The organism is Pseudomonas sp. S2_A10 (genome assembly GCF_054668465.1).
In genome coordinates, this window is sequence record NZ_CP162773.1 from 919,612 (window position 1) to 939,440 (window position 19,829).

Annotated in this window: 20 protein-coding genes, 2 tRNA genes and 1 pseudogene; 17 read left to right on the forward strand and 6 right to left on the reverse strand. The window is 59.6% G+C overall.

The features are described 5' to 3' along the window. The 7 genes from lolB to ychF all read left to right on the forward strand — a co-directional run bounded on the left by lolB (window position 1) and on the right by ychF (window position 5,194). On the forward strand, window positions 1-618 hold the full coding sequence (gene lolB / locus AB4N41_RS04180; RefSeq protein WP_016773207.1) for a lipoprotein insertase outer membrane protein LolB: 618 nt from the start codon (window positions 1-3) through the stop codon (window positions 616-618). Window positions 619-621: 3 nt separating this feature from the next. Beyond that, window positions 622-1,473, forward strand: a complete 852-nt coding sequence (gene ispE / locus AB4N41_RS04185) for a 4-(cytidine 5'-diphospho)-2-C-methyl-D-erythritol kinase (RefSeq protein ID WP_122706695.1) — start codon at window positions 622-624, stop codon at window positions 1,471-1,473. 37 nt (window positions 1,474-1,510) lie between these two features. Continuing rightward, window positions 1,511-1,585 (forward strand) — tRNA-Gln (locus AB4N41_RS04190). A gap of 45 nt (window positions 1,586-1,630) precedes the next feature. Beyond that, window positions 1,631-2,572: a ribose-phosphate pyrophosphokinase gene (locus tag AB4N41_RS04195; RefSeq protein ID WP_003171603.1), complete on the forward strand. Its 942-nt coding sequence runs from the start codon at window positions 1,631-1,633 to the stop codon at window positions 2,570-2,572. Window positions 2,573-2,713: 141 nt separating this feature from the next. Then, on the forward strand, window positions 2,714-3,316 hold the full coding sequence (locus AB4N41_RS04200) for a 50S ribosomal protein L25/general stress protein Ctc (RefSeq protein ID WP_056790308.1): 603 nt from the start codon (window positions 2,714-2,716) through the stop codon (window positions 3,314-3,316). A 170-nt stretch (window positions 3,317-3,486) separates the two neighbouring features. Further along, the gene (gene pth / locus AB4N41_RS04205) at window positions 3,487-4,071 is read left to right on the forward strand and encodes an aminoacyl-tRNA hydrolase (protein WP_016773203.1); all 585 of its coding nucleotides are present in this window, start codon (window positions 3,487-3,489) and stop codon (window positions 4,069-4,071) included. Window positions 4,072-4,093: 22 nt separating this feature from the next. Then, window positions 4,094-5,194, forward strand: a complete 1,101-nt coding sequence (gene ychF, locus AB4N41_RS04210; RefSeq protein WP_016773202.1) for a redox-regulated ATPase YchF — start codon at window positions 4,094-4,096, stop codon at window positions 5,192-5,194. A gap of 144 nt (window positions 5,195-5,338) precedes the next feature. Here the strand turns inward: ychF and AB4N41_RS04215 are convergent, their stop codons facing one another. Continuing rightward, window positions 5,339-6,556, reverse strand: a complete 1,218-nt coding sequence (locus AB4N41_RS04215; RefSeq protein WP_039761258.1) for an MFS transporter — start codon at window positions 6,554-6,556, stop codon at window positions 5,339-5,341. Window positions 6,557-6,992: 436 nt separating this feature from the next. Between AB4N41_RS04215 and AB4N41_RS04220 the strand changes: the two genes are divergently transcribed. The 9 genes from AB4N41_RS04220 to ggt all read left to right on the forward strand — a co-directional run bounded on the left by AB4N41_RS04220 (window position 6,993) and on the right by ggt (window position 13,975). Beyond that, window positions 6,993-9,050, forward strand: a complete 2,058-nt coding sequence (locus AB4N41_RS04220) for a methyl-accepting chemotaxis protein (protein WP_095181651.1) — start codon at window positions 6,993-6,995, stop codon at window positions 9,048-9,050. Between the two features lie 115 nt (window positions 9,051-9,165). Next, window positions 9,166-9,242, forward strand: a tRNA-Met gene (locus tag AB4N41_RS04225). A gap of 226 nt (window positions 9,243-9,468) precedes the next feature. Further along, the gene (locus tag AB4N41_RS04230) at window positions 9,469-10,524 is read left to right on the forward strand and encodes an S-type pyocin domain-containing protein (protein ID WP_460138349.1); all 1,056 of its coding nucleotides are present in this window, start codon (window positions 9,469-9,471) and stop codon (window positions 10,522-10,524) included. Between the two features lie 20 nt (window positions 10,525-10,544). Then, window positions 10,545-10,715: a hypothetical protein gene (locus AB4N41_RS04235; RefSeq protein WP_330221322.1), complete on the forward strand. Its 171-nt coding sequence runs from the start codon at window positions 10,545-10,547 to the stop codon at window positions 10,713-10,715. Between the two features lie 6 nt (window positions 10,716-10,721). Continuing rightward, complete coding sequence (locus tag AB4N41_RS04240; protein ID WP_076564112.1) at window positions 10,722-10,997, forward strand: bacteriocin immunity protein; 276 nt, start codon at window positions 10,722-10,724, stop codon at window positions 10,995-10,997. A gap of 97 nt (window positions 10,998-11,094) precedes the next feature. Then, complete coding sequence (locus AB4N41_RS04245; RefSeq protein ID WP_252876894.1) at window positions 11,095-11,361, forward strand: bacteriocin immunity protein; 267 nt, start codon at window positions 11,095-11,097, stop codon at window positions 11,359-11,361. Next, the gene (locus AB4N41_RS04250; protein ID WP_076564114.1) at window positions 11,358-11,627 is read left to right on the forward strand and encodes a bacteriocin immunity protein; all 270 of its coding nucleotides are present in this window, start codon (window positions 11,358-11,360) and stop codon (window positions 11,625-11,627) included. Before AB4N41_RS04245 ends, AB4N41_RS04250 begins: the two co-directional genes overlap by 4 nt. 50 nt (window positions 11,628-11,677) lie before the next feature. Continuing rightward, window positions 11,678-11,926 (forward strand): bacteriocin immunity protein, encoded by a 249-nt coding sequence (locus tag AB4N41_RS04255; RefSeq protein ID WP_252876895.1) that lies wholly within the window; start codon window positions 11,678-11,680, stop codon window positions 11,924-11,926. A 216-nt stretch (window positions 11,927-12,142) separates the two neighbouring features. Next, window positions 12,143-13,975, forward strand: coding sequence for a gamma-glutamyltransferase (gene ggt, locus AB4N41_RS04260; protein ID WP_252868285.1), 1,833 nt, complete (start codon window positions 12,143-12,145; stop codon window positions 13,973-13,975). Window positions 13,976-14,028: 53 nt separating this feature from the next. Here the strand turns inward: ggt and AB4N41_RS04265 are convergent, their stop codons facing one another. The 4 genes and pseudogenes from AB4N41_RS04265 to AB4N41_RS04280 all read right to left on the reverse strand — a co-directional run bounded on the left by AB4N41_RS04265 (window position 14,029) and on the right by AB4N41_RS04280 (window position 17,589). Next, window positions 14,029-14,628 carry a flavin reductase family protein gene (locus AB4N41_RS04265; RefSeq protein WP_252876896.1) on the reverse strand — a complete coding sequence of 200 codons (600 nt, stop codon included), beginning with the start codon at window positions 14,626-14,628 and terminating at the stop codon, window positions 14,029-14,031. 216 nt (window positions 14,629-14,844) lie between these two features. After that, window positions 14,845-15,453: a methyl-accepting chemotaxis protein gene (locus AB4N41_RS04270; protein ID WP_370695150.1), complete on the reverse strand. Its 609-nt coding sequence runs from the start codon at window positions 15,451-15,453 to the stop codon at window positions 14,845-14,847. Continuing rightward, a pseudogene (locus AB4N41_RS04275) lies at window positions 15,433-16,161 on the reverse strand (PAS domain-containing protein); the annotation flags it as partial. The pseudogene AB4N41_RS04275 and the gene AB4N41_RS04270, both read right to left, overlap by 21 nt. A gap of 114 nt (window positions 16,162-16,275) precedes the next feature. After that, on the reverse strand, window positions 16,276-17,589 hold the full coding sequence (locus AB4N41_RS04280) for an MFS transporter (protein WP_460138350.1): 1,314 nt from the start codon (window positions 17,587-17,589) through the stop codon (window positions 16,276-16,278). A gap of 342 nt (window positions 17,590-17,931) precedes the next feature. Between AB4N41_RS04280 and AB4N41_RS04285 the strand changes: the two genes are divergently transcribed. Then, a complete protein-coding gene (locus AB4N41_RS04285; RefSeq protein ID WP_016773194.1) occupies window positions 17,932-19,350 on the forward strand; it encodes a short-chain fatty acid transporter in 1,419 nt (472 codons plus the stop codon). Between the two features lie 60 nt (window positions 19,351-19,410). Here the strand turns inward: AB4N41_RS04285 and AB4N41_RS04290 are convergent, their stop codons facing one another. Next, window positions 19,411-19,701, reverse strand: coding sequence for a nucleotidyltransferase family protein (locus AB4N41_RS04290; RefSeq protein ID WP_042609686.1), 291 nt, complete (start codon window positions 19,699-19,701; stop codon window positions 19,411-19,413). Window positions 19,702-19,829: the final 128 nt, after the last annotated feature.

Sequence of the window (19,829 nt, forward strand, 5' to 3'; positions counted from 1 at the left end):
ATGCTTTTGCGCCACGTTATTGTTTTCAGCTTCATCGCCCTCCTCGCCGGCTGCTCGGGCTTCGGCACTCGCGAATCGGTCGAGGGCCACGGCAGCCCGGCCCAATGGGCGGCAAACAAACAGCAACTGACCGGCCTCGATGGCTGGCAGATCGACGGCAAGATCGGCATCCGCGCGCCGAAGGATTCCGGCAGCGGCACGCTGTTCTGGCTGCAGCGTCAGGACTACTACGACATTCGCCTGTCCGGCCCGCTGGGTCGTGGCGCGGCGCGCCTGACCGGGCGCCCGGGCAAGGTATCGCTGGAAGTCGCCAACCAGGGCCGCTACGAATCGCAATCTCCTGAAGCCTTGCTCGAAGAGCAACTGGGCTGGAAATTGCCGGTGTCGAATCTGGCCTGGTGGGTTCGCGGCCTGCCAGCGCCGGAAAGCAAGAGTCGCTTGAACCTGGACGCCGACAGTCGCCTGGCCAGCCTTGAGCAGGACGGCTGGAAAGTCGAATACACCGCCTACACCGAACAGAATGGTTATTGGCTGCCCGAGCGCATCAAGCTGCACGGCACCGATCTCGACGTGACGCTGGTGATCAAGACCTGGCAACCGCGCAAGTTGGGGCAATAAAGCATGACCGCTGCACGCCTGACCCTGCCCTCGCCGGCCAAACTCAACTTGATGCTGCACATTCTCGGTCGCCGTGAAGACGGTTATCACGAATTGCAGACGCTGTTTCAGTTCCTCGATTATGGCGATGAAATCACTTTCGCCGTGCGCGATGACGGCGTGATTCAGCTGCACACCGAGTTCGCCGGCGTGCCCCACGACAGCAACCTGATCGTGCGCGCGGCGAAGATGTTGCAGCAACAGTCCGGCTGCGCGCTCGGCATCGACATCTGGATCGACAAGGTGCTGCCCATGGGCGGCGGCATCGGTGGCGGCAGTTCGAATGCGGCGACGACTTTGCTCGGCCTCAACCATCTCTGGCAGTTGGGCTGGGATGAAGATCGTCTGGCGCAACTGGGCCTGTCACTCGGTGCCGACGTACCAGTGTTCGTCCGTGGCCATGCGGCATTTGCCGAGGGCGTCGGCGAGAAACTGACCCCGGTCGACCCCGAAGAACCGTGGTATCTGGTGCTCGTGCCGCAAGTCGCTGTTAGTACGGCAGAAATTTTTTCCGATCCTTTGTTGACACGTAACACACCGCCCATTAAAGTGCGCCCCGTTCCCGAGGGAAACAGTCGAAATGACTGCTTGCCGGTGGTAGCAAGGCGTTATCCAGAGGTACGTAACGCATTGGATTTGTTAGGTAAATTTACCGAAGCAAAGCTCACCGGAACTGGAAGTTGTGTGTTTGGGGGCTTCCCAAGCAAAGCTGAAGCTGATAAAGTCTCGGCCCTTCTGACAGAGACCCTTACAGGGTTTGTAGCGAAAGGAAGCAACGTTTCGATGTTGCATCGCAAGCTGCAAAGTCTGCTCTAAAGGAATCAAGTGCCCGGCACTTGTAAGCAACAGATACAGGGGCGTCGCCAAGCGGTAAGGCAGCAGGTTTTGATCCTGCCATGCGTTGGTTCGAATCCAGCCGCCCCTGCCATTTTCTCTACTCATCCAGGTTACCCTCAGCCTCTAGGTACTGCGCGTGTCCAAGATGATGGTCTTTACGGGGAATGCCAACCCCGATCTGGCTCGGCGTGTCGTACGTCAGCTGCATATCCCTCTCGGTGACATCTCTGTCGGCAAGTTTTCCGACGGCGAAATCACAGCCGAGATCAATGAAAACGTTCGCGGTAAAGACGTCTTCATTATTCAGCCGACCTGCGCTCCGACCAACGACAACCTGATGGAACTGGTAGTGATGGCTGATGCCTTCCGCCGCTCCTCAGCTACTCGTATCACTGCTGTTATTCCTTATTTTGGTTATGCCCGTCAGGATCGCCGTCCGCGTTCCGCACGTGTGGCTATCAGCGCGAAAGTCGTTGCTGACATGCTTACCGTAGTCGGCATCGACCGTGTTCTCACGGTTGATCTGCATGCTGACCAGATTCAGGGCTTCTTCGATATTCCGGTAGATAACATCTACGGCTCCCCGGTTCTGGTGGATGACATCGAAGATCAGCGCTTCGAAAACCTGATGATCGTGTCCCCGGACATTGGTGGCGTCGTGCGTGCACGGGCTGTTGCCAAGTCGCTGGGCGTCGATCTCGGGATCATCGACAAACGCCGTGAGAAAGCCAATCACTCTGAAGTGATGCATATCATCGGTGATGTCGAAGGGCGTACCTGTATTCTGGTCGATGACATGGTCGATACCGCCGGCACCCTGTGCCACGCGGCCAAGGCCCTGAAAGAGCATGGCGCAGCCAAGGTCTTTGCCTACTGCACACACCCTGTGCTGTCGGGCCGGGCCATCGAGAATATCGAAAATTCCGTGCTGGACGAGCTGGTGGTCACTAACACCATCCCGCTGTCCGCTGCAGCACAAGCCTGTGCACGTATCCGTCAACTGGATATCGCACCGGTTGTTGCCGAAGCGGTTCGCCGCATCAGCAATGAAGAATCGATCAGCGCGATGTTCCGTTAAGGGCCCTGCCCTTCGCGAAATGTCTCGTTGACGAAAAGCGCCCCGCCCCGGCATTCCTGTCGGGGCGGGGCTTTTTTGCCCATACCGTGTTCGGCGCTGGTCGCAAACGCCACTCGGTCATGGCTATTTTGGAGATACAAAATGAACGATTTTACTCTGAATGCTGAAGTGCGTTCCGACCTGGGGAAAGGTGCGAGCCGCCGCCTGCGTCGTCTCGCCGCTCTGGTTCCAGCTGTTGTTTACGGTGGCGACAAAGCCCCTGAATCCATCAGCATGCTGGCCAAAGAAGTTGCCAAACTGCTCGAAAACGAAGCGGCTTACAGCCACATCATCGAGCTGAACGTTGGTGGCACCAAGCAGAACGTCATCATCAAGGCGCTGCAGCGTCACCCGGCCAAAGGCCACGTGATGCACGCTGACTTCGTACGCGTTGTTGCCGGCCAGAAACTGACTGCCATCGTGCCTGTACACTTTGTTGGCGAAGAAGCTCCAGTGAAGAAAGGCGGCGAAGTTTCGCACGTTGTTGCTGAAATCGAAGTGACCTGCCTGCCAAAAGATCTGCCTGAGTTCATCGAAGTCGATCTGTCGAAAGCAGAAATCGGCACCATCATTCACCTGTCGGACCTCAAAGCTCCTAAAGGTGTTGAGTTCGTTGCTCTGGCACACGGCGATGACAAGGCTGTTGCCAACGTCCACGCTCCACGTGTTGCTGCAGAACCTGCCGAAGAAGGCGAAGCAGAGTAATTCACTCTGTCATGCCGGAGTGAGCAAGTAACATCGCGGACTGGAACGTAGCGAGAAAGCGGGCGAGAACGCGGAGTTTACATCCATGGTAAATGAGCATTTTTCGTCCACTTTCGCCGCTTTCCCGATCGCGGCGATGTTATCCACCACTCCAAGGAAGGGCCCCTATCGTGACTGCCATCAAACTGATCGTTGGCCTGGGAAATCCAGGCGCTGAATACGAACAGACCCGGCATAACGCAGGGGCCCTTTTTGTTGAGCGCATCGCCCACGCACAGAATGTGAATCTTGTGGCCGATCGCAAATATTTCGGCCTGACCGGGCGCTACTCGCATCAGGGTCAGGATGTTCGTCTGCTGATTCCCACCACCTACATGAACCGCAGCGGCCAGGCCGTGGCGGCACTCGCCGGTTTCTTCCGCATCAAGCCTGAAGAAATCCTCGTGGCGCATGACGAACTCGACTTGCCTCCGGGCGTTGCCAAGCTCAAGCAGGGCGGCGGCCATGGCGGTCACAACGGGTTGCGCGACATCATTGCGCAACTGGGCAATCAGAATACGTTCTACCGCCTGCGGCTTGGCATCGGCCACCCGGGCGTTGCCAGTATGGTTTCAAATTTCGTCCTGGGTCGTGCGCCACGCGCCGAACAGGAAAAACTCGATGCCAGCATCGACTTTGCCCTCGGCGTGCTGCCGGATATCCTCGCCGGGGAATGGAACCGCGCGATGAAAAACCTGCACAGCCAGAAGGCCTGACTTTTACCCGAGGGGAAACACCATGGGATTCAATTGCGGCATCGTCGGCCTGCCTAACGTCGGCAAGTCCACCCTGTTCAACGCCCTGACCAAATCCGGTATCGCGGCGGAGAACTTCCCCTTCTGCACCATCGAGCCGAACAGCGGCATCGTGCCGATGCCGGATCCGCGCCTGGAAGCGCTGGCGGCCATCGTCAATCCCAAGCGCATCCTGCCGACCACCATGGAATTCGTCGACATCGCCGGCCTCGTCGCCGGCGCCTCGAAAGGTGAAGGCCTGGGCAACAAGTTCCTGGCCAACATCCGCGAAACCGACGCTATCGCTCACGTGGTGCGCTGCTTCGAAGACGACAACGTGATTCACGTTTCCAACAGTGTCGACCCGAAACGCGACATCGAAATCATCGACCTGGAACTGATCTTCGCCGACCTCGACAGCTGCGAGAAACAACTGCAGAAAGTCGCGCGCAACGCCAAGGGCGGTGACAAGGACGCCGTGGTTCAGAAGGCTCTGCTCGAGCAACTGATCGCGCACTTCACCGAAGCCAAACCGGCACGCAGCCTGATGAAGAACATGAGCGCGGATGAGAAAGCCGTGATCAAGGGCTTCCACCTGCTGACCACCAAACCGGTCATGTACATCGCCAACGTGGCTGAAGACGGTTTCGAGAACAACCCGCACCTGGACGTGGTCAAGGCCATCGCCGAAGAAGAAGGCGCCATGGTGGTTCCGGTGTGCAACAAGATCGAAGCGGAAATCGCCGAGCTCGACGACGGCGAAGAGAAGGACATGTTCCTCGAAGCGCTGGGCCTGGAAGAGCCTGGCCTGAACCGCGTGATCCGCGCCGGTTACGAAATGCTGCACCTGCAGACCTACTTCACCGCCGGTGTCGAAGAAGTCCGCGCCTGGACCGTCAAGGTCGGTGCCACCGCACCACAGGCCGCCGGCGTGATCCACACCGACTTCGAAAAAGGCTTCATCCGTGCCGAAGTCATCGCCTACAACGACTTCATCCAGTACAAGGGCGAAGCCGGCGCCAAAGAAGCCGGCAAGTGGCGCCTGGAAGGCAAGGATTACATCGTCAAGGACGGCGACGTGATGCACTTCCGCTTCAACGTCTAAGCAACAGCCGCACAAGAAAAAGCCGCGTTTGATACGCGGCTTTTTTGTGCCCGAAAGATTGTTAAAAGATCGCAGCCTTCGGCAGCTCCTACAGATGTACATCTATCCCCTGTAGGAGCTGCCGAAGGCTGCGATCTTTTGATCTCAAGCTTTTTTAGTACGCGGGAGAAAGATCGCCAACACACCAAACAACGGCAGGAATGAGCAAAGGAAATACACGTACTCAATCCCGTGCACATCCGCCAGATGCCCGAGCAGCGCCGCGCCAATCCCGCCGAAACCGAACATCAGGCCGAAGAAAATCCCGGCAATCATCCCGACATTACCCGGCACCAGTTCCTGCGCGTACACCACGATCGCCGAGAATGCCGACGCCAGAATGAAGCCGATCACCACGCTGAGAATGCTGGTCCAGAACAGATCGACATGCGGCAGGATCAGGGTGAATGGCGCCACCCCCAGGATGGAAAACCAGATCACTGCCTTGCGCCCGATCTTGTCGCCGATAGGCCCGCCGAAGAACGTCCCCGCCGCCACTGCGCCCAAAAACAGGAACAAGTGCAATTGTGAACTCGCCACCGACAGGTCGAACTTCTCGATCAGGTAGAAGGTGAAGTAGCTGGTGAAACTGGCCATGTAGAAATATTTGGAGAACACCAGCAGCCCCAGGACCACCAAGGCACTGGTCACCCTGCCCTTCGATAAGCCGTGCGTCGCGGCTTGGCCGGCCTTGAGCTTGAACAAGTTGAGGTGATTGGCGTACCAGCGGCTGATGCGGTACAGCACGAACAGCGCAAACACCGCGAACAGACCGAACCACGCCACATTGCCCTGGCCGAAGGGAATGATGATCGCCGCCGCCAGCAATGGGCCGAACGCGGAGCCGGCATTGCCGCCGACCTGAAAGGTCGATTGCGCCAGACCAAACCGGCCGCCCGAGGCCAGCCGCGCAACACGCGAGGCTTCCGGGTGAAAGGTCGACGAGCCGATACCAATCAGCGCCGCCGCCAGCAGAATCAATGGGAAGCTGCCGACCACCGACATCATCAGAATGCCGATCAAGGTACACACGGTGCCCGCCGGTAACAGCCACGGTTTAGGGTGCCGGTCAGTGTGATATCCGACCCACGGCTGCAACAGCGACGCGGTCAACTGGAAGGTCAAGGTGATCAGGCCGACCTGGGTAAAGGTCAGGCCATAGTTGGCCTTGAGCATCGGGTAGATCGACGGCAGCACCGACTGGATCAGGTCATTGATCAGATGCGCCAGCGCCACCGCGCCGATGATGCGCATCACCAAGGGGCTGCTTTGCGGAGCAGCGGTCGCCGAGGCAGCGGCGGTCTGGACGTTGCTGATAGCCATGGAAAATTCCGGACAGCAGATGGGTGCCCGCAGGCAGGTGCGTCAATGTGCCATTTTTCGGTGCGCCAGCGCTATCCCCTTAGCCAGCTAACTAAGTTATTGATGACACACCACCGTGTAGGAGCGGCCGAAGGCTGCGATCTTTTGATCTTGCTTCTAAGCATCAAAGTCAAAAGATCGCAGCCTTCGGCAGCTCCTACAGGGGATCGCTGGTGGCGAAGGTGATAGCTCAACGCCATGGTCTGAATCTTGCCTTGCTTCTGCCCTTGAACACGATCGCCTTACAAAGGCGCTCGACAATGGGAAGTTTCGCTACAGAGCCGGCCTACAGAGCGGGCGAGGGTGAACTTTCGAGGCCTTTTAGAGGGCACGGGTCGTGAGCCAACAGCTCGCGATGCACGCCAATGGTGCGTGGTGTCCAGAGGAGTCATGAGGCATGCAGGCTTTCCTTTCACCGGGGATCAAATTGCTGGGGCGGTTTGGCTTCGCAGGTAAATTCCAATTGTTGTTTCTGCTGTTCATTCTGCCGCTGGCCGGCAGCCTGTTGATGATAGGCCATGACTATCGCGAGAAGCTCAATCTGATCTCGGGCGAACGTGCCGGCGTGCGTCAGCTGCTCGCGCTGGATGCGCTGGACAACCTGCTCGCCGCTCAACGCGACCGCGCCGCCCGCTGGCGCGCCACCGAGACCAATCGTCAGCCGACACCGGCCACCCTCGCCGCCATGGCCGCCTTCGACGGCGTGCAACCGGCGGTGCTGCAAGCCACCACAGAGCTGGGCAATGCCCTGAACCAGCAAGGCGCCGACGGCGCAATCCTCGAACGCTTTCAGGCGCTGCAAACCGCACTCAATGGCCTTGATTCGAAAAGCCTCAGCAGTGTCGGCTGGTGGCCGGACGGTTATGACCGCTTCACCAATGCCCTGGGCGCGCTGCAAGCCTTGCGCGAGCAGATCGTCATGGACAATCGCCTGACCCTCGCGCCGTGGCTGGAAACCTACCTGCTGACGCAGATTTCCACGCAACACGCACCGGACCTGATCGAGCGGGTCGGCCGTCTGGCGGCGGTCGGTCAGGCCTCAGTCGTTTCCGGCCAGTTCACCCTGCAGAGCCGCTTGCAGTTGCGCGACCTGCGCAGCCGCATCGGGGACGCCCGCGAGCAACTGGTGAAAACCGCCGGCCTGCTGGAGGCGCGTCTGCCAGCCGAGCTGCAAGCCTGGGCCGGCCAGTATCACGACAGCCTGAAACACCTCGACAGCGGCCTGAAAGTCCTCGACGACGGTGTGTTTGGCGGCAGCATCAACCTAAAGCCAGAGGACTTCGAACGCAGCCTCGACGCGCTGCTCACCGACCTCGCTTCCCTGCGCCAGCAATCCCTGGTCGCGCTGGATCAGCGGCTCGATGCGTATTACAGCTCGGCGATCCGCCAGTTCATTGTTGTCGCCGCAATCTTCGGTTGCCTGCTGTTGGCCGCGTTATACCTGTTCGTTTGCCTGCAAGCCTCGATCCGCCGTAGCGCCAGCGGCATCACCTTGCTCGCCGAAGCCTTGCGCGACGGTAACCTGAGCCTGCAAGTGCCGGTGGTGGGGCGCGATGAGCTGGCAGCGATCAGCACCGCGCTCAACGTCGCTGTGGTGCAATTGCGCAGCAGCATGCTCGGCGTCGACCACGAGACCTCGCAGTTGAGCAACGCGGTGCGCAGCCTCAACCAACACTCCAGCGGCGCCCTGAGCGAAGTCGAAGCGCAGCAATTGCAGATCAGCCAGATCGCCGCTGCCGCCACGCAATTGGCCGCCACCTCGCAAGGCGTCGCGCAGAGTTGCGAACAGGCCTCCGGCAGCGCCCAGCAAACCCGGCGCATCGCCGCCGACAGCAGCCGCGACAGCCAACGCACCACGGCGAGCATTCAGCAGCTCAATCAGCGCCTGAACGACACCGCCGCCGCGCTCGGCCGGGTCAGCGAGCAAGGCCAGCAGATTCAACTGGTCGTGGACACCATTCGCGGCGTCGCCGAGCAGACCAACCTGCTCGCGCTCAACGCCGCCATCGAGGCCGCCCGCGCCGGCGAACAGGGTCGCGGCTTTGCCGTGGTCGCCGACGAGGTGCGCAGCCTCTCGCAACGCACGCAATCGTCCACCGCGCAGATCGCCGGCACCGTCGACAGCCTGCGCGCCACGGTCAACGAAGCGGTAAGCCTGATGGAAGCCGCCTGTGGTCAGGCGCAATCGGATGCCGAAGCGGTCACCGGACTCGGCGAACGCCTGGGAGAAATCGCCAGCGCCGTACAGAGTGTCACCGACACCCTGGCGCAAATCGCCACAGCGGTTGAAGAACAGGCCAGCACTGCCGACGAAGTCAGCGGCAATATCCAGCAGGTCGATCAAGCGGCGGTGCGTTTGCTCGAAGGCGCACGCGCCGTAAACCTCGCGGCGGACACCTTGAGCCAGGGTAGCGAGGCCCTGAGCGCCAATACCGCCAGATTCCAACTGCGCTGACGCCCTCCCCGGCCCCGATTTTCGGGGCCGGAGGATAAGCAGTTGAAAACAGGAAGAAATATTTTCGATTTACGCTTGACGCCTTGCCATTTCAGGGGAATAATGCGCGCCACTTGGCTACATAGCTCAGTTGGTTAGAGCATAGCATTCATAATGCTGGGGTCCGGGGTTCAAGTCCCTGTGTAGCCACCAAGTACTAAAAACGGCTTACCGAAAGGTAGGCCGTTTTTTTATGCCTCGAGAAAAGTCCTTTTCCTCCCGCTCCCTGCATGCAATTCAGATGCCTCCGTAAGAAAAAAGTAGATCTCTGGTACGAAACGGATCTTTCGTAGCATCAGCCACCTGTCGCTCTCTCCCCGAATCGCTCCTATACCGACAAGCTCCCCTGGCTCGACTCAGCGCCATACAGGGAGTTGGCATGCCTCAATACAAATACCTTCTCGACGATGACTGGTTATTAAATCCGTATAGCGGTGGCAGGGCCTGGTTTACTTTGCTTCCACCGAAAGCACCGGAGCCGGTGTACATCGAGAAGGATGAGTGGCCTGCGCCCAAGCCACGCGAAGACAGGGTCTTTGCCAAGTCCTGCACGCCGGACAACTGGTGTCGCACGGACGCTGGCACTGCCGAGGAGCCAGCCAGCAACTTCGGCAAGATCATGGTCGCCGGCGCCATGCTCATGCCCTCCGCCAGCACCGCTATCGCGACGGCGATAGGTGCCGACCTGGCTTTGGGGCGTCTGGCCGGCGGCGGGATTTTGCAACAGCGCCTGAACTGGGCCATCCGTGGCGCCGGCGGGCCGGCCAGCGTCTTTGTGCTGGGAATGCTGCCGAGCAAAATGGCCGACGGCACGTTTCACACCGACGAAGAACTACGCCGCATGAACCGCGCCACCACGCGCGTGCGCTTCCAGTTTCGTCGTGATGCCGAAGGTGTTCTGCGGGTCTACGGCATCCACTCCGGCGCCTCTGGCGACGACGCCGTACGCACGGTGAACGTCAAGTGGAACGCCGACAAGACCGCCATGGAGGCCAAGCTCAACGGCATCACCATTCTCTGGACGCCGCAACGCGGGCCGTTGGGATCGATGCCTCCGCTGGTTTATCCCGACCACGGTGAGGCACTCGGCCCGATCCTCGTCCACCCGATCCCAGACAACACCGATAGCCAGATTGAGGGTCTGCCGGGCGAGGATGTAACAGCCGAGGATTGTATTCTGGTGTTCCCGGCGGACACCGGGCTGAAGTCGTTGTATGTGGTTTATTCAAGGCCGGCGAGGCAGACGCCTGGGATCGTTACGGGGGTGGGAGAGGATGTGGCGGGGATATGGCTTGCGGGGGCTGATTCGGACGTGGGGGTTCCGATTCCAACAGACGTTGCCAACTCTCTACGAGGACGAGAATTCAAAAACTTCGACTCATTCAGAGCAACCTTTTGGAAAACTGTTGCAGAGTCAACATCGGGGGGGAGTTGATTGAACAGAATGTTGGTCGCATGCGTAAGGGTAAGGCGCCACGTGTGCGTAAAGCCGATAGAGTCGGCGGTAGAAAGTCTTATGAAATTCACCATCTCGAAAAAATATCCAAGGGTGGTGGCGTATATGACCTAGATAACCTTCGAGTAAATACTCCTCGGAACCATATCGATATACACCGGCGTGAATAGGCAAATATGAAAGACACCTTATTAAAAGCCAGCATTTCTGAATACACAGAGGCCGAATTCGTCGCGCTACTACAAGAGCTCGCGAAAGAGGATGAAGAAGCTGAAAACGATGATCGTGCTGATTTACTGTTGGCGCACTTCGAGACAATCAGCGAGCATCCAGCAGGATCGGACTTGATCTACTACCCGGAGCCTGGTGCTGATAACTCCCCTGTGGGGGTAATGCAAAGTGTCAGGGACTGGCGAGAAGCACAGGGATTGCCGGGGTTCAAAGGCTCTTGATAAATCGTGTCGTTGAGGGTTCGAGCCGTCGAGTTAACTTTGGCTGTCACGATTTATTGCGTCTCAACACATCCAAGATTCGTGCATGAGATAGGCAATGGCAACGGAATTCCTTATTAAAGACGATTTGTCAGATTACACCGAGCAAGAATTCATCAACATCCTTGAGGGCATTATCGGAAATGAGGGGAGCGAAGAAGAAGAAAGCAAGCTCGTTCTTCACTTCAATTTGATTTGTGGACACCCAACAGGATCCGATTTGATTTTTTACCCTGAAGATGGCGCCGATGACTCGGCACAGGGAATCATTGAGTCATTGAAGAAATGGCGTAGTGACCATGGGCTGTCGGGCTTCAAGCAATGATAAGAAAACGCACCAAGCAAAGCATAGCTGACTACACAGAATCAGAATTCATCTGTTTCGTGAAAAATATAAGAGCAGTCAACAGAAGTGGGTCTGACAAGGAGCTTGGCAGATTGCTGGCGGAATTCAGGGCTTTGACCGGCCACCCCGCTGGAACAGACCTGATCTTCTACCCCGAGCCCGGAGCAGATACAACATCTGCCGGAATAGCTCGTACAGTCATGGCATGGCGCGAAGCGAATCGACTACCCGGGTTCAAGACATGAATCCTGCCGCCCGTTTCATTTGAACTGTGGAACTTCAACTTGGGAACGTTATGACTAACATATCCGACTACACCGAAGCAGAATTCTTGAAATTTGTGCAATCTGTTCTTGCAGCCAATACAAGCCCAGACGAGATTCTCGATCCGCTGTTGTTTGAATTTGTACATCTGTGTGAGCACCCAGCGGGCACTGACCTTATCTATTGGCCCGAGGATATGAAACAACAAACAGCCGAGGGCATTACCGAAATCGTGAAAAAGTGGCGCTGTACCCATGGTCTACCCGGATTCAAACAATAAGTTTCTGACTCACTAACCCTGCATCACTCTCAAGAAGATCGCACCACCCGAGTTACCGCTTTCGCGAGCAGGCTCGCTCCCACAAGGGCATCGTTTTCGGCCAATCGATTGGCGCGGCCGCTGAGCGGGAGGGCTGTAATCCTCACGCAGTTTGCACCCCGCCGGCCCGCTCGATAAAGTCCCCGAAGACTTTTACCCCACGGACGGAGAGCCCGCGTGTTTCCAGCCCAGCCCTTGAAGCGCTTTCACCTGCCAGCCCTGACACTGCTTGTCAGCGCTCTGACCCTCACCGCATGCAACGCCCCGCCCTCTTCTTCGTTGCCGCTGGCACCGGAAGCCGCTTCCGGTTACCGCACTGATCTGCAAACCCGTCATGCCAATAAACACATGGCCGCTGCTGCCAATCCACTCGCGGCCGAAGCCGGGCGGGAGATGTTGCGTCAGGGTGGTTCGGCGATTGATGCGGCGATTGCGATGCAGGCGGTGTTGACGCTGGTTGAGCCGCAGTCTTCCGGGATCGGTGGCGGGGCGATGATTGTGTTGTGGGATGGCAAGCAGGTGCGCACCTATGACGGCCGCGAAACGGCGCCGGCCGGGGCCACCGAGAAGCTGTTCCTGAAGGCTGACGGTAAACCGATGGCCTTTACGCAAGCGCAGATCGGCGGGCGCTCGGTCGGTACGCCCGGGGTATTGCGGGCGCTGGAGCTGGCGCATCGACAACACGGTCGCTTGCCTTGGGCGAAGCTGTTTGAGCCAGCGATCAAACTGGCCGAGCAAGGCTTTGCGATTTCCCCGCGCCTGCATTCGCTGCTGACTGCCGATCCACTGATACGCCAGTCGCCAGACATGGCCGCGTACTTCCTCAATGACGATGGCAGCGTCAAAGCTGTCGGCACACGCCTGCAAAACCCGAAATTGGCTGCCGTGTTCAAACGTATCGCCAGCGAAGGTGCCGATGCGCTGTACAAAGGTCCGATCGCCGAAGAGATCGTCGCCAGGGTTCAACAGCACGCCAACCCCGGCAGCCTGTCGCTGAACGATTTGCAGCGTTATCAGGCCAAGGAGCGCGCGCCGCTGTGTACCGACTACAAGCGTTGGCAGGTCTGCGGCATGCCGCCACCGTCGTCGGGCGGGATCGCCGTGGCGCAGATTCTCGGCACGTTGCAGGCGCTGGAGACTCGCGACCCACGCCTGTCGCTGACCCCGCTCAAACCAACGAAAACCGATAAGCCGGCCGGCATCGAACCGGTGCCGCAAGCAGTGCACCTGATCGCCGAGGCTGAACGTCTGGCCTATGCCGATCGTGCGCAATACGTGGCCGACACCGACTTCGTCCCGGTACCGGTCAAAGGTCTGCTCGATCCGGCCTACCTGGCCAGCCGCGCCAGCCTGATCGGCGAGCGCAGCATGGGCAGCGCCAAACCGGGCACACCGCCGGGCGTGCAGGTTGCCTACGCACCGGACCGCTCGCCGTTGCGCATCTCGACCTCGCAAGTGGTGGCGGTGGATGATCTCGGCGGCGCAGTATCGATGACCACCACCATCGAAGCCGCGTTCGGCTCGCACCTGATGGTTCAGGGTTTTCTGCTGAACAACCAGATGACCGACTTCTCGTTCATCCCCGAAGAGAACGGGCAGAAAGTCGCCAACCGCGTCGAACCCGGAAAACGCCCACGTTCGTCGATGGCGCCGACGCTGATCTTTGATCGCAACACTGGTGAATTTGTCGCCACGGTCGGCTCGCCCGGCGGCTCGCAAATCATCGAATACGTGGCGAAAACCACCATCGGCCTGCTCGACTGGAACCTCGATGCACAAAGTGCAATCAACCTGCCCAACTTCGGCAGCCGCAACGGTCCCACCGAACTGGAACAGGGACAGTTCAGCCCGGTGCTGATTCAGGCGTTGAAAGACAAAGGCCACACGGTCAGTGAAATCGACATGACCAGCGGCACCCAAGCGATCGTGCGGGTGAAGGATGCGCAGGGCAAAGCGACCTTGACGGGGGGTGCCGATCCTCGGCGTGAGGGAGAAGCGTTGGGGGACTGAAACACCGCATTGAAAAAGGCCTGCCGAGCAGCAGGCCTTCTCCCGGGAGTAAATCAGACCGCCAACGTCTTGCCATCCACCCCGTCCCCAATCTTCAGGAAATGCCCCCCCGCCACGTGGTGCAAGGTACGCAATCCATCCTGCCCTTCGAAATGCCAGCGCCCATCGCTGAACACACGCTCGTCGGCCTGGGCGGCGATGACTTCGGCAAGGAACAGGTCGTATTGCTCGTGATTACGCGGCTCCGGCAGCAGGCGGCATTCGAGCCAGGCAACACAACCCTCGAGCAGCGGCGCTTCAACCTGTTCGCCGGCAAAGGTGTGCAGGCCGTACGCCTGAAATTTGTCGTGCCCCTGGTTGCGGGTGATTTCCAGACCGGACGTATTGCCGACGGTTTGCACGATATCGGCCTGATTGACGCAAGGCACGTTCAGCACAAAAGTGCCGGAGACTTCGAGCAACTGGCGGGTCCAGGTGGATTTGTCGAGGACGACGGCGACTTTCGGTGGTTCGAAATCCAGCGGCATGGCCCAGGCGGCGGCCATGATGTTGCGCTGGCCGTCGTGAGCGGCGCTGACCAGCACGGTCGGCCCGTGGTTGAGCAGGCGGTAGGCTTTGTTCAGAGGCACCGGACGGCGGTGGGAAACGCTCATGGGATTTGCTCCGGAGGAAAAGGAGCCGATTGTAGCGCTGTCACTGGCGAAACACAGAACCTGTGGGAGCGAGCAGATGCGGCGCTGCCCCTCGGTGATCGTTCCCACGCTCCGCGCGGGAATGCATCCTGTGACGCTCTGCGTCACGCCAGCGAAGGAACGCGGAGCGTCCCGGGCGGCATTCCCACGCAGAGCGTGGGAGGGATCAGTGCGGTGTCAGTGAGAGAGCTGATTGGCAAACTGCCCCACCGCATCCACCACTTTCTGCGCACCGTCCTGAATCTCGACGATCACCGTGCCCGCCTCCGCCGCCAGCGCCAGGCCCTGTTCAGCCTGGAGCTTGCCGTCGGTCATCAGAGCCACGGCATTGCGGGCCATTTCCTGGTTCTGCCGTACCACGCCGACGATTTCGTCCGTCGCCTGGCTGGTGCGCGAGGCCAGTTGCCGGACCTCGTCCGCGACCACGGCAAAACCACGGCCCTGCTCGCCGGCCCGGGCGGCTTCGATCGCGGCGTTGAGCGCCAGCAGGTTGGTCTGTTCGGCAATGCCGCTGATGGTTTTGACGATCGTGCCGATCACCAGCGACTGCTCGTTGAGCGCCTCGATACCTTCGCCAGCGGCTTGCATGTGCCGCGACAAATCACGCATCACGTTCACCGCTTCGGTGACGACCGTGGTGCCCCGTTGCGCGGTGCTGTCGGTTTGTTGCGAGGTGCTGTAAGCGATGCTGGCTGCATCGGCAACCGCCTGTTCGCGGTTGACCTGATCGGTGATCACCGTGGCGAACTTCACCACTTTGTACAGTCTGTCGTTGGCATCGACCACTGGGTTGTAGGACGCTTCCAGCCACACCGTACGACCATGGCTGTCGATACGCTTGAAGCGGCCTGCGACGAATTCGCCACTGTTCAAGCGCCGCCAGAAGTTCTGGTACTCGGCGCTGTTGTACTCTTCCGGGGCGCAGAACGTGCGGTGATGTTTACCCTTGATCTGCGCCAGGCTGTAACCCATGCCGTTGAGGAAGCGATCATTGGCGCTGAGCACATTGCCGTTGAGGTCGAATTCAATCACGGCGGTGGAACGCACCAGCGCACCGATCAGGTTCTCATGCTCGCGGGAGGCCTCGATGGTGCGGGTCAGGTCGCTGGCGTAGAAGGAAATGTGTCTGATCCGGCCATCGGACGAGCGTACCGGTTGCACGATGGAACGCAGCCACGCCTCGTCGCCATTGCCGCGCAACAGGCGCACGGCGCCGGCAAAATGCTCGCCACGGCTCATCGAGTTCTTGAAGCGCTGATGGAATTCGTCGGTTTTGACGTGGGCCGGGACGATGTCTTCGATTGCCCGGCCGATCAGGTCCTGGCTCTTGTAGAACATTTCATCGAGAAAATTCTGGTTGACCGAACGAATCCGCCCGTCGGGCTCAAGGGTCAGCGCGAGCATTTCGCTTTCCAGGCTTTCCTTCACTTGTACAAGGCTGGAGAGTTCTTCGCGCAGAGCGGCCAGCTCTTGCTTCAAGCGTTTATTGAACATGGGAAAGCACCGATGGCAGGGTAGTTAGCGGATACAACCTAGCCATCGGCCTTGCACAGCTTTTCTGAAGCCAGCGCCAGACCCGTCAGTCGAAAATAACCCGGCGCTTGCGGATCAGGCAGCGCCGGCCGCCTGACACGGTCCGCTACGTGGCATGCGCGCACCGAAATACGCCGCCGTCACAATCCCCACAGCGCCCATCACGGCACAAAAGATCACGCAGATCCATGGACTCCACGGCATCAGACCAATCAGCAACAGCGGTGTGATACTTGCCCAGGCGGCGTAGGCAATGTTGTAGGTGAAGGAAATGCCCGACACGCGAATCCGCGCCGGGAACAACCCGACCATCACCGAAGGCACCGCACCCACTACCCCACAAGCCAGGCCGGCGACCGCATAGGCCATGCCGATCCAATGCCCGCCCATGATCAGACAGCCATACAACACGCCAATGCCCAGCGGCAGCAACAGGCTGTACAGCATGACCGTGCGCCAGGCGCCGATGCGGTCGACCAGCAGTCCGGCGATCACGCAGCCGATATTCAGAAAAACGATGCCCAAGGCACTGAGGCCGAAGGTGTGGCTGGCGGTCATGCCGAAGGTTTTCTGCATCATCGTCGGGGTGATGACCACGAACACCACCACCGCCGAGGTCAGCACACACGTGAGCAACATGGCCGGCAGCATGGCCAGACGATGTTCACGCAGCACCGTGCGCAACGGCAGTTCGACCCGCGCCTCGCGCTGCGCTTCCATGGCCATGAACACCGGGGTTTCGCTGAGCCAGCGGCGCAGGTAAACGCCCACCACGCCGAACACGCCGCCGAGCAGAAACGGATAGCGCCAGGCGTAATCGAGAATTTCGGCAGGCGTGAAAACCTGTGCCAGGAAGGTCGCAGTGAGTGCGCCGATCAAGTAACCGAACGTCAGGCCGGCCTGCAGAAAGCCCAAGGCGTAACCGCGATGGCCGGTAGGCGCATGCTCGGCGACGAACACCCAGGCACTTGGCACTTCGCCGCCCACCGCAGCGCCTTGCAGGATGCGCAGCGCCAGCAACAGCAAGGGTGCGAAATAGCCGATCTGCGCGTAGGTCGGCATGATCCCGATCAGCAGGCACGGCAGGGCCATCATCAGGATGCTCAGGCTGAAGACCTTTTTGCGGCCCAGACGGTCGGCGAAATGCGCCATCAGAATCCCGCCCAGAGGCCGCGCCAGATAACCGGTGACGAAGATGCCGAAGCTTTGCAGCAAACGCAGCCACTCCGGCATTTCCGGCGGGAAGAACAACTGACTCAGGGTCAGCGCGAAGAATACGAAGATGATGAAATCGTAGATTTCCAGCGCCCCGCCAAGCGCAGCAAGGCCGAGGGTCTTGTAGTCGGCACGGCTGAACGGCGCCGGTCGGGCTGGAGAATTGGCAGTCATGACAAAGAACTCAGGCATCGGCAAAAACCAAGGCGCCCATGGTCTACGCAAAAGCACGGATCGACAACCCGTCAGACCATAGTCTCGGTTTGCGAAAACCTGCTCAACAAAAGGGCGGCGCTTGATTTACTGTTAGCGCCTGTCCAAGGGACCACTCCAACACCGACCAGCCGCCCATATGGGAGCGAGCCTGCTCGCGAAAGCGTCAGTTCAGACAACCTGATGCTGAATGTGCCGACGTCTTCGCGAGCAGGCTCGCTCCCACAGGGGTCTCTGTGGCTGTCGAGCCGGGCGACTGCTCCCACGGATCAAAATAACCATAAAAAATCCGAGGTACTTCCCGTGGCCGTTGATATCGAAGATAGCCGCTCCGCGCGCTTTGCCCTGCGCTGTTCCAGTTTTGCCGAACGCTGGTTTCCCGATTCCTGGGTATTCGCCGCGTTGGCCGTGATCATCGTTGCGCTGGCCACCCTGGCCATGGGCGCCAAACCCACCGCTGCAGCGATGGCCTTCGGCGACGGCTTCTGGAGCCTGATCCCGTTCACCATGCAGATGGCCTTCGTGGTGATCGGCGGCTACGTCGTCGCCAGCTCTCCGCCCGCAGTCAAACTGATCGACAAACTGGCACGCATCCCGAAAAACGGCCGCTCCGCCGTGGCCTGGGTGGCATTGATCTCGATGGTCGCCTCCCTGCTCAATTGGGGTCTGTCGCTGGTATTTGGCGGGCTGCTGGTACGCGCCCTCGCCCGCCGCACCGATCTGAAGATGGATTACCGCGCCGCCGGTGCCGCTGCTTACCTGGGCCTCGGCGCGGTGTGGGCGCTGGGCTTGTCATCGTCGGCCGCACAGTTGCAGGCCAACCCGGGCAGCCTGCCGCCGTCGATCCTGTCGATCACTGGCGTAATCCCGTTCACCGAAACCATTTTTCTCTGGCAATCCGGGGTCATGCTGCTGGCGCTGATCGTGATCTCGATCATCATCGCCTACGCCACCGCGCCCGGGCCGAACTCGGCACGCGACGCCAAGGCCTGCGGCATCGATCCGGCCTTCAACCTGCCACCGCTGCAACCGCGTACTCGCCCCGGTGAATGGCTGGAACACAGCCCGTTGCTGATCATCGTATTGGTGCTGCTCGCAGCAGGATGGCTGTTTCACGAGTTCTCGACCAAACCAGCGATTACCGCGATTTCCGGCCTGAACACCTATAACTTCCTGTTCATCATGCTCGGCGCGCTGCTGCACTGGCGCCCGCGCAGCTTCCTCGATGCCGTGGCCCGTGCGGTGCCGACCACCACTGGCGTGTTGATCCAGTTTCCGCTGTACGGCTCGATCGCCGCGCTGATGACCACGGTCAAAGGCGCCGACGCGCAAACCCTCGCGCATCACATCTCGACTTTCTTTGTCAGCATCGCTTCCCACGACACCTATGCGCTGCTGATGGGCGTGTATTCGGCGATTCTCGGTTTCTTCATCCCGTCCGGCGGCGGTAAATGGATCATCGAAGCGCCCTACGTGATGCAAGTCGCCAATGACCTGCAGTACCACCTCGGCTGGGCGGTGCAGATCTACAACGCCGCCGAAGCCCTGCCGAACCTGATCAATCCGTTCTATATGCTGCCGCTGCTGGGCGTGCTCGGGTTGAAGGCGCGGGATTTGATAGGCTTCTCGTTTGTGCAACTGCTGGTGCACACGCCGCTGGTGCTGCTGCTGTTGTGGGCGCTGGGGACGACATTGGCGTATACGCCGCCGGTGATGCCGTAAGTCGATAAAAACGCACCTGCTCAAGGGCAGGTGCTCTCAAAACTTGGTTTGATCGCTGCTTTAGACGGGTCGCGCCTGATCAAGCACCTGCTGACGAAATTTCACTGGCAGGTCGCCGGGGGTCAGCACCTCGACCGCAACACCCAGCAGGTCTTCAAGCTCAACCTGAAGTCCGCCCAGATCAAAAAGCGTCGTGCCGGGCAGCGGGTCAACCAGCAGATCGAGATCGCTACCGTCCAGATCCGTCCCCAGCAATGCTGAACCAAATACACGCGGGTTGGCCACGCGAAAGCGCCCGATCACTTCGCGGACGGCGGACCTTTGCATGTCGAGAGCAGTAGAAGGCTTCATGACTCACCCTTGGAAAATTCGATGTCGCTGCAGTCTAGCAGTGCGGACGCGCACCAGGCAGCGTGCCTGTTGGCACAGCCGTAACAATATGTGCGCTGCTTGGGTAATACCGCATTCAGGCAAGAATC

Bases quoted from the DNA above. Each gene is read 5' to 3' on its own strand.
- AB4N41_RS04265 (WP_252876896.1), bottom strand. From the start codon at position 14,628: ATGAGCGTTTCCCACCGCCGTCCGGTGCCTCTGAACAAAGCCTACCGC.
- AB4N41_RS04230 (WP_460138349.1), top strand. From the start codon at position 9,469: ATGCCTCAATACAAATACCTTCTCGACGATGACTGGTTATTAAATCCG.
- AB4N41_RS04235 (WP_330221322.1), top strand. From the start codon at position 10,545: ATGCGTAAGGGTAAGGCGCCACGTGTGCGTAAAGCCGATAGAGTCGGC.
- AB4N41_RS04250 (WP_076564114.1), top strand. From the start codon at position 11,358: ATGATAAGAAAACGCACCAAGCAAAGCATAGCTGACTACACAGAATCA.
- AB4N41_RS04215 (WP_039761258.1), bottom strand. From the start codon at position 6,556: ATGGCTATCAGCAACGTCCAGACCGCCGCTGCCTCGGCGACCGCTGCT.
- ispE (WP_122706695.1), top strand. From the start codon at position 622: ATGACCGCTGCACGCCTGACCCTGCCCTCGCCGGCCAAACTCAACTTG.
- AB4N41_RS04220 (WP_095181651.1), top strand. From the start codon at position 6,993: ATGCAGGCTTTCCTTTCACCGGGGATCAAATTGCTGGGGCGGTTTGGC.
- ychF (WP_016773202.1), top strand. From the start codon at position 4,094: ATGGGATTCAATTGCGGCATCGTCGGCCTGCCTAACGTCGGCAAGTCC.
- lolB (WP_016773207.1), top strand. From the start codon at position 1: ATGCTTTTGCGCCACGTTATTGTTTTCAGCTTCATCGCCCTCCTCGCC.
- AB4N41_RS04200 (WP_056790308.1), top strand. From the start codon at position 2,714: ATGAACGATTTTACTCTGAATGCTGAAGTGCGTTCCGACCTGGGGAAA.
- AB4N41_RS04255 (WP_252876895.1), top strand. From the start codon at position 11,678: ATGACTAACATATCCGACTACACCGAAGCAGAATTCTTGAAATTTGTG.
- AB4N41_RS04245 (WP_252876894.1), top strand. From the start codon at position 11,095: ATGGCAACGGAATTCCTTATTAAAGACGATTTGTCAGATTACACCGAG.
- AB4N41_RS04290 (WP_042609686.1), bottom strand. From the start codon at position 19,701: ATGAAGCCTTCTACTGCTCTCGACATGCAAAGGTCCGCCGTCCGCGAA.
- AB4N41_RS04280 (WP_460138350.1), bottom strand. From the start codon at position 17,589: ATGACTGCCAATTCTCCAGCCCGACCGGCGCCGTTCAGCCGTGCCGAC.
- AB4N41_RS04240 (WP_076564112.1), top strand. From the start codon at position 10,722: ATGAAAGACACCTTATTAAAAGCCAGCATTTCTGAATACACAGAGGCC.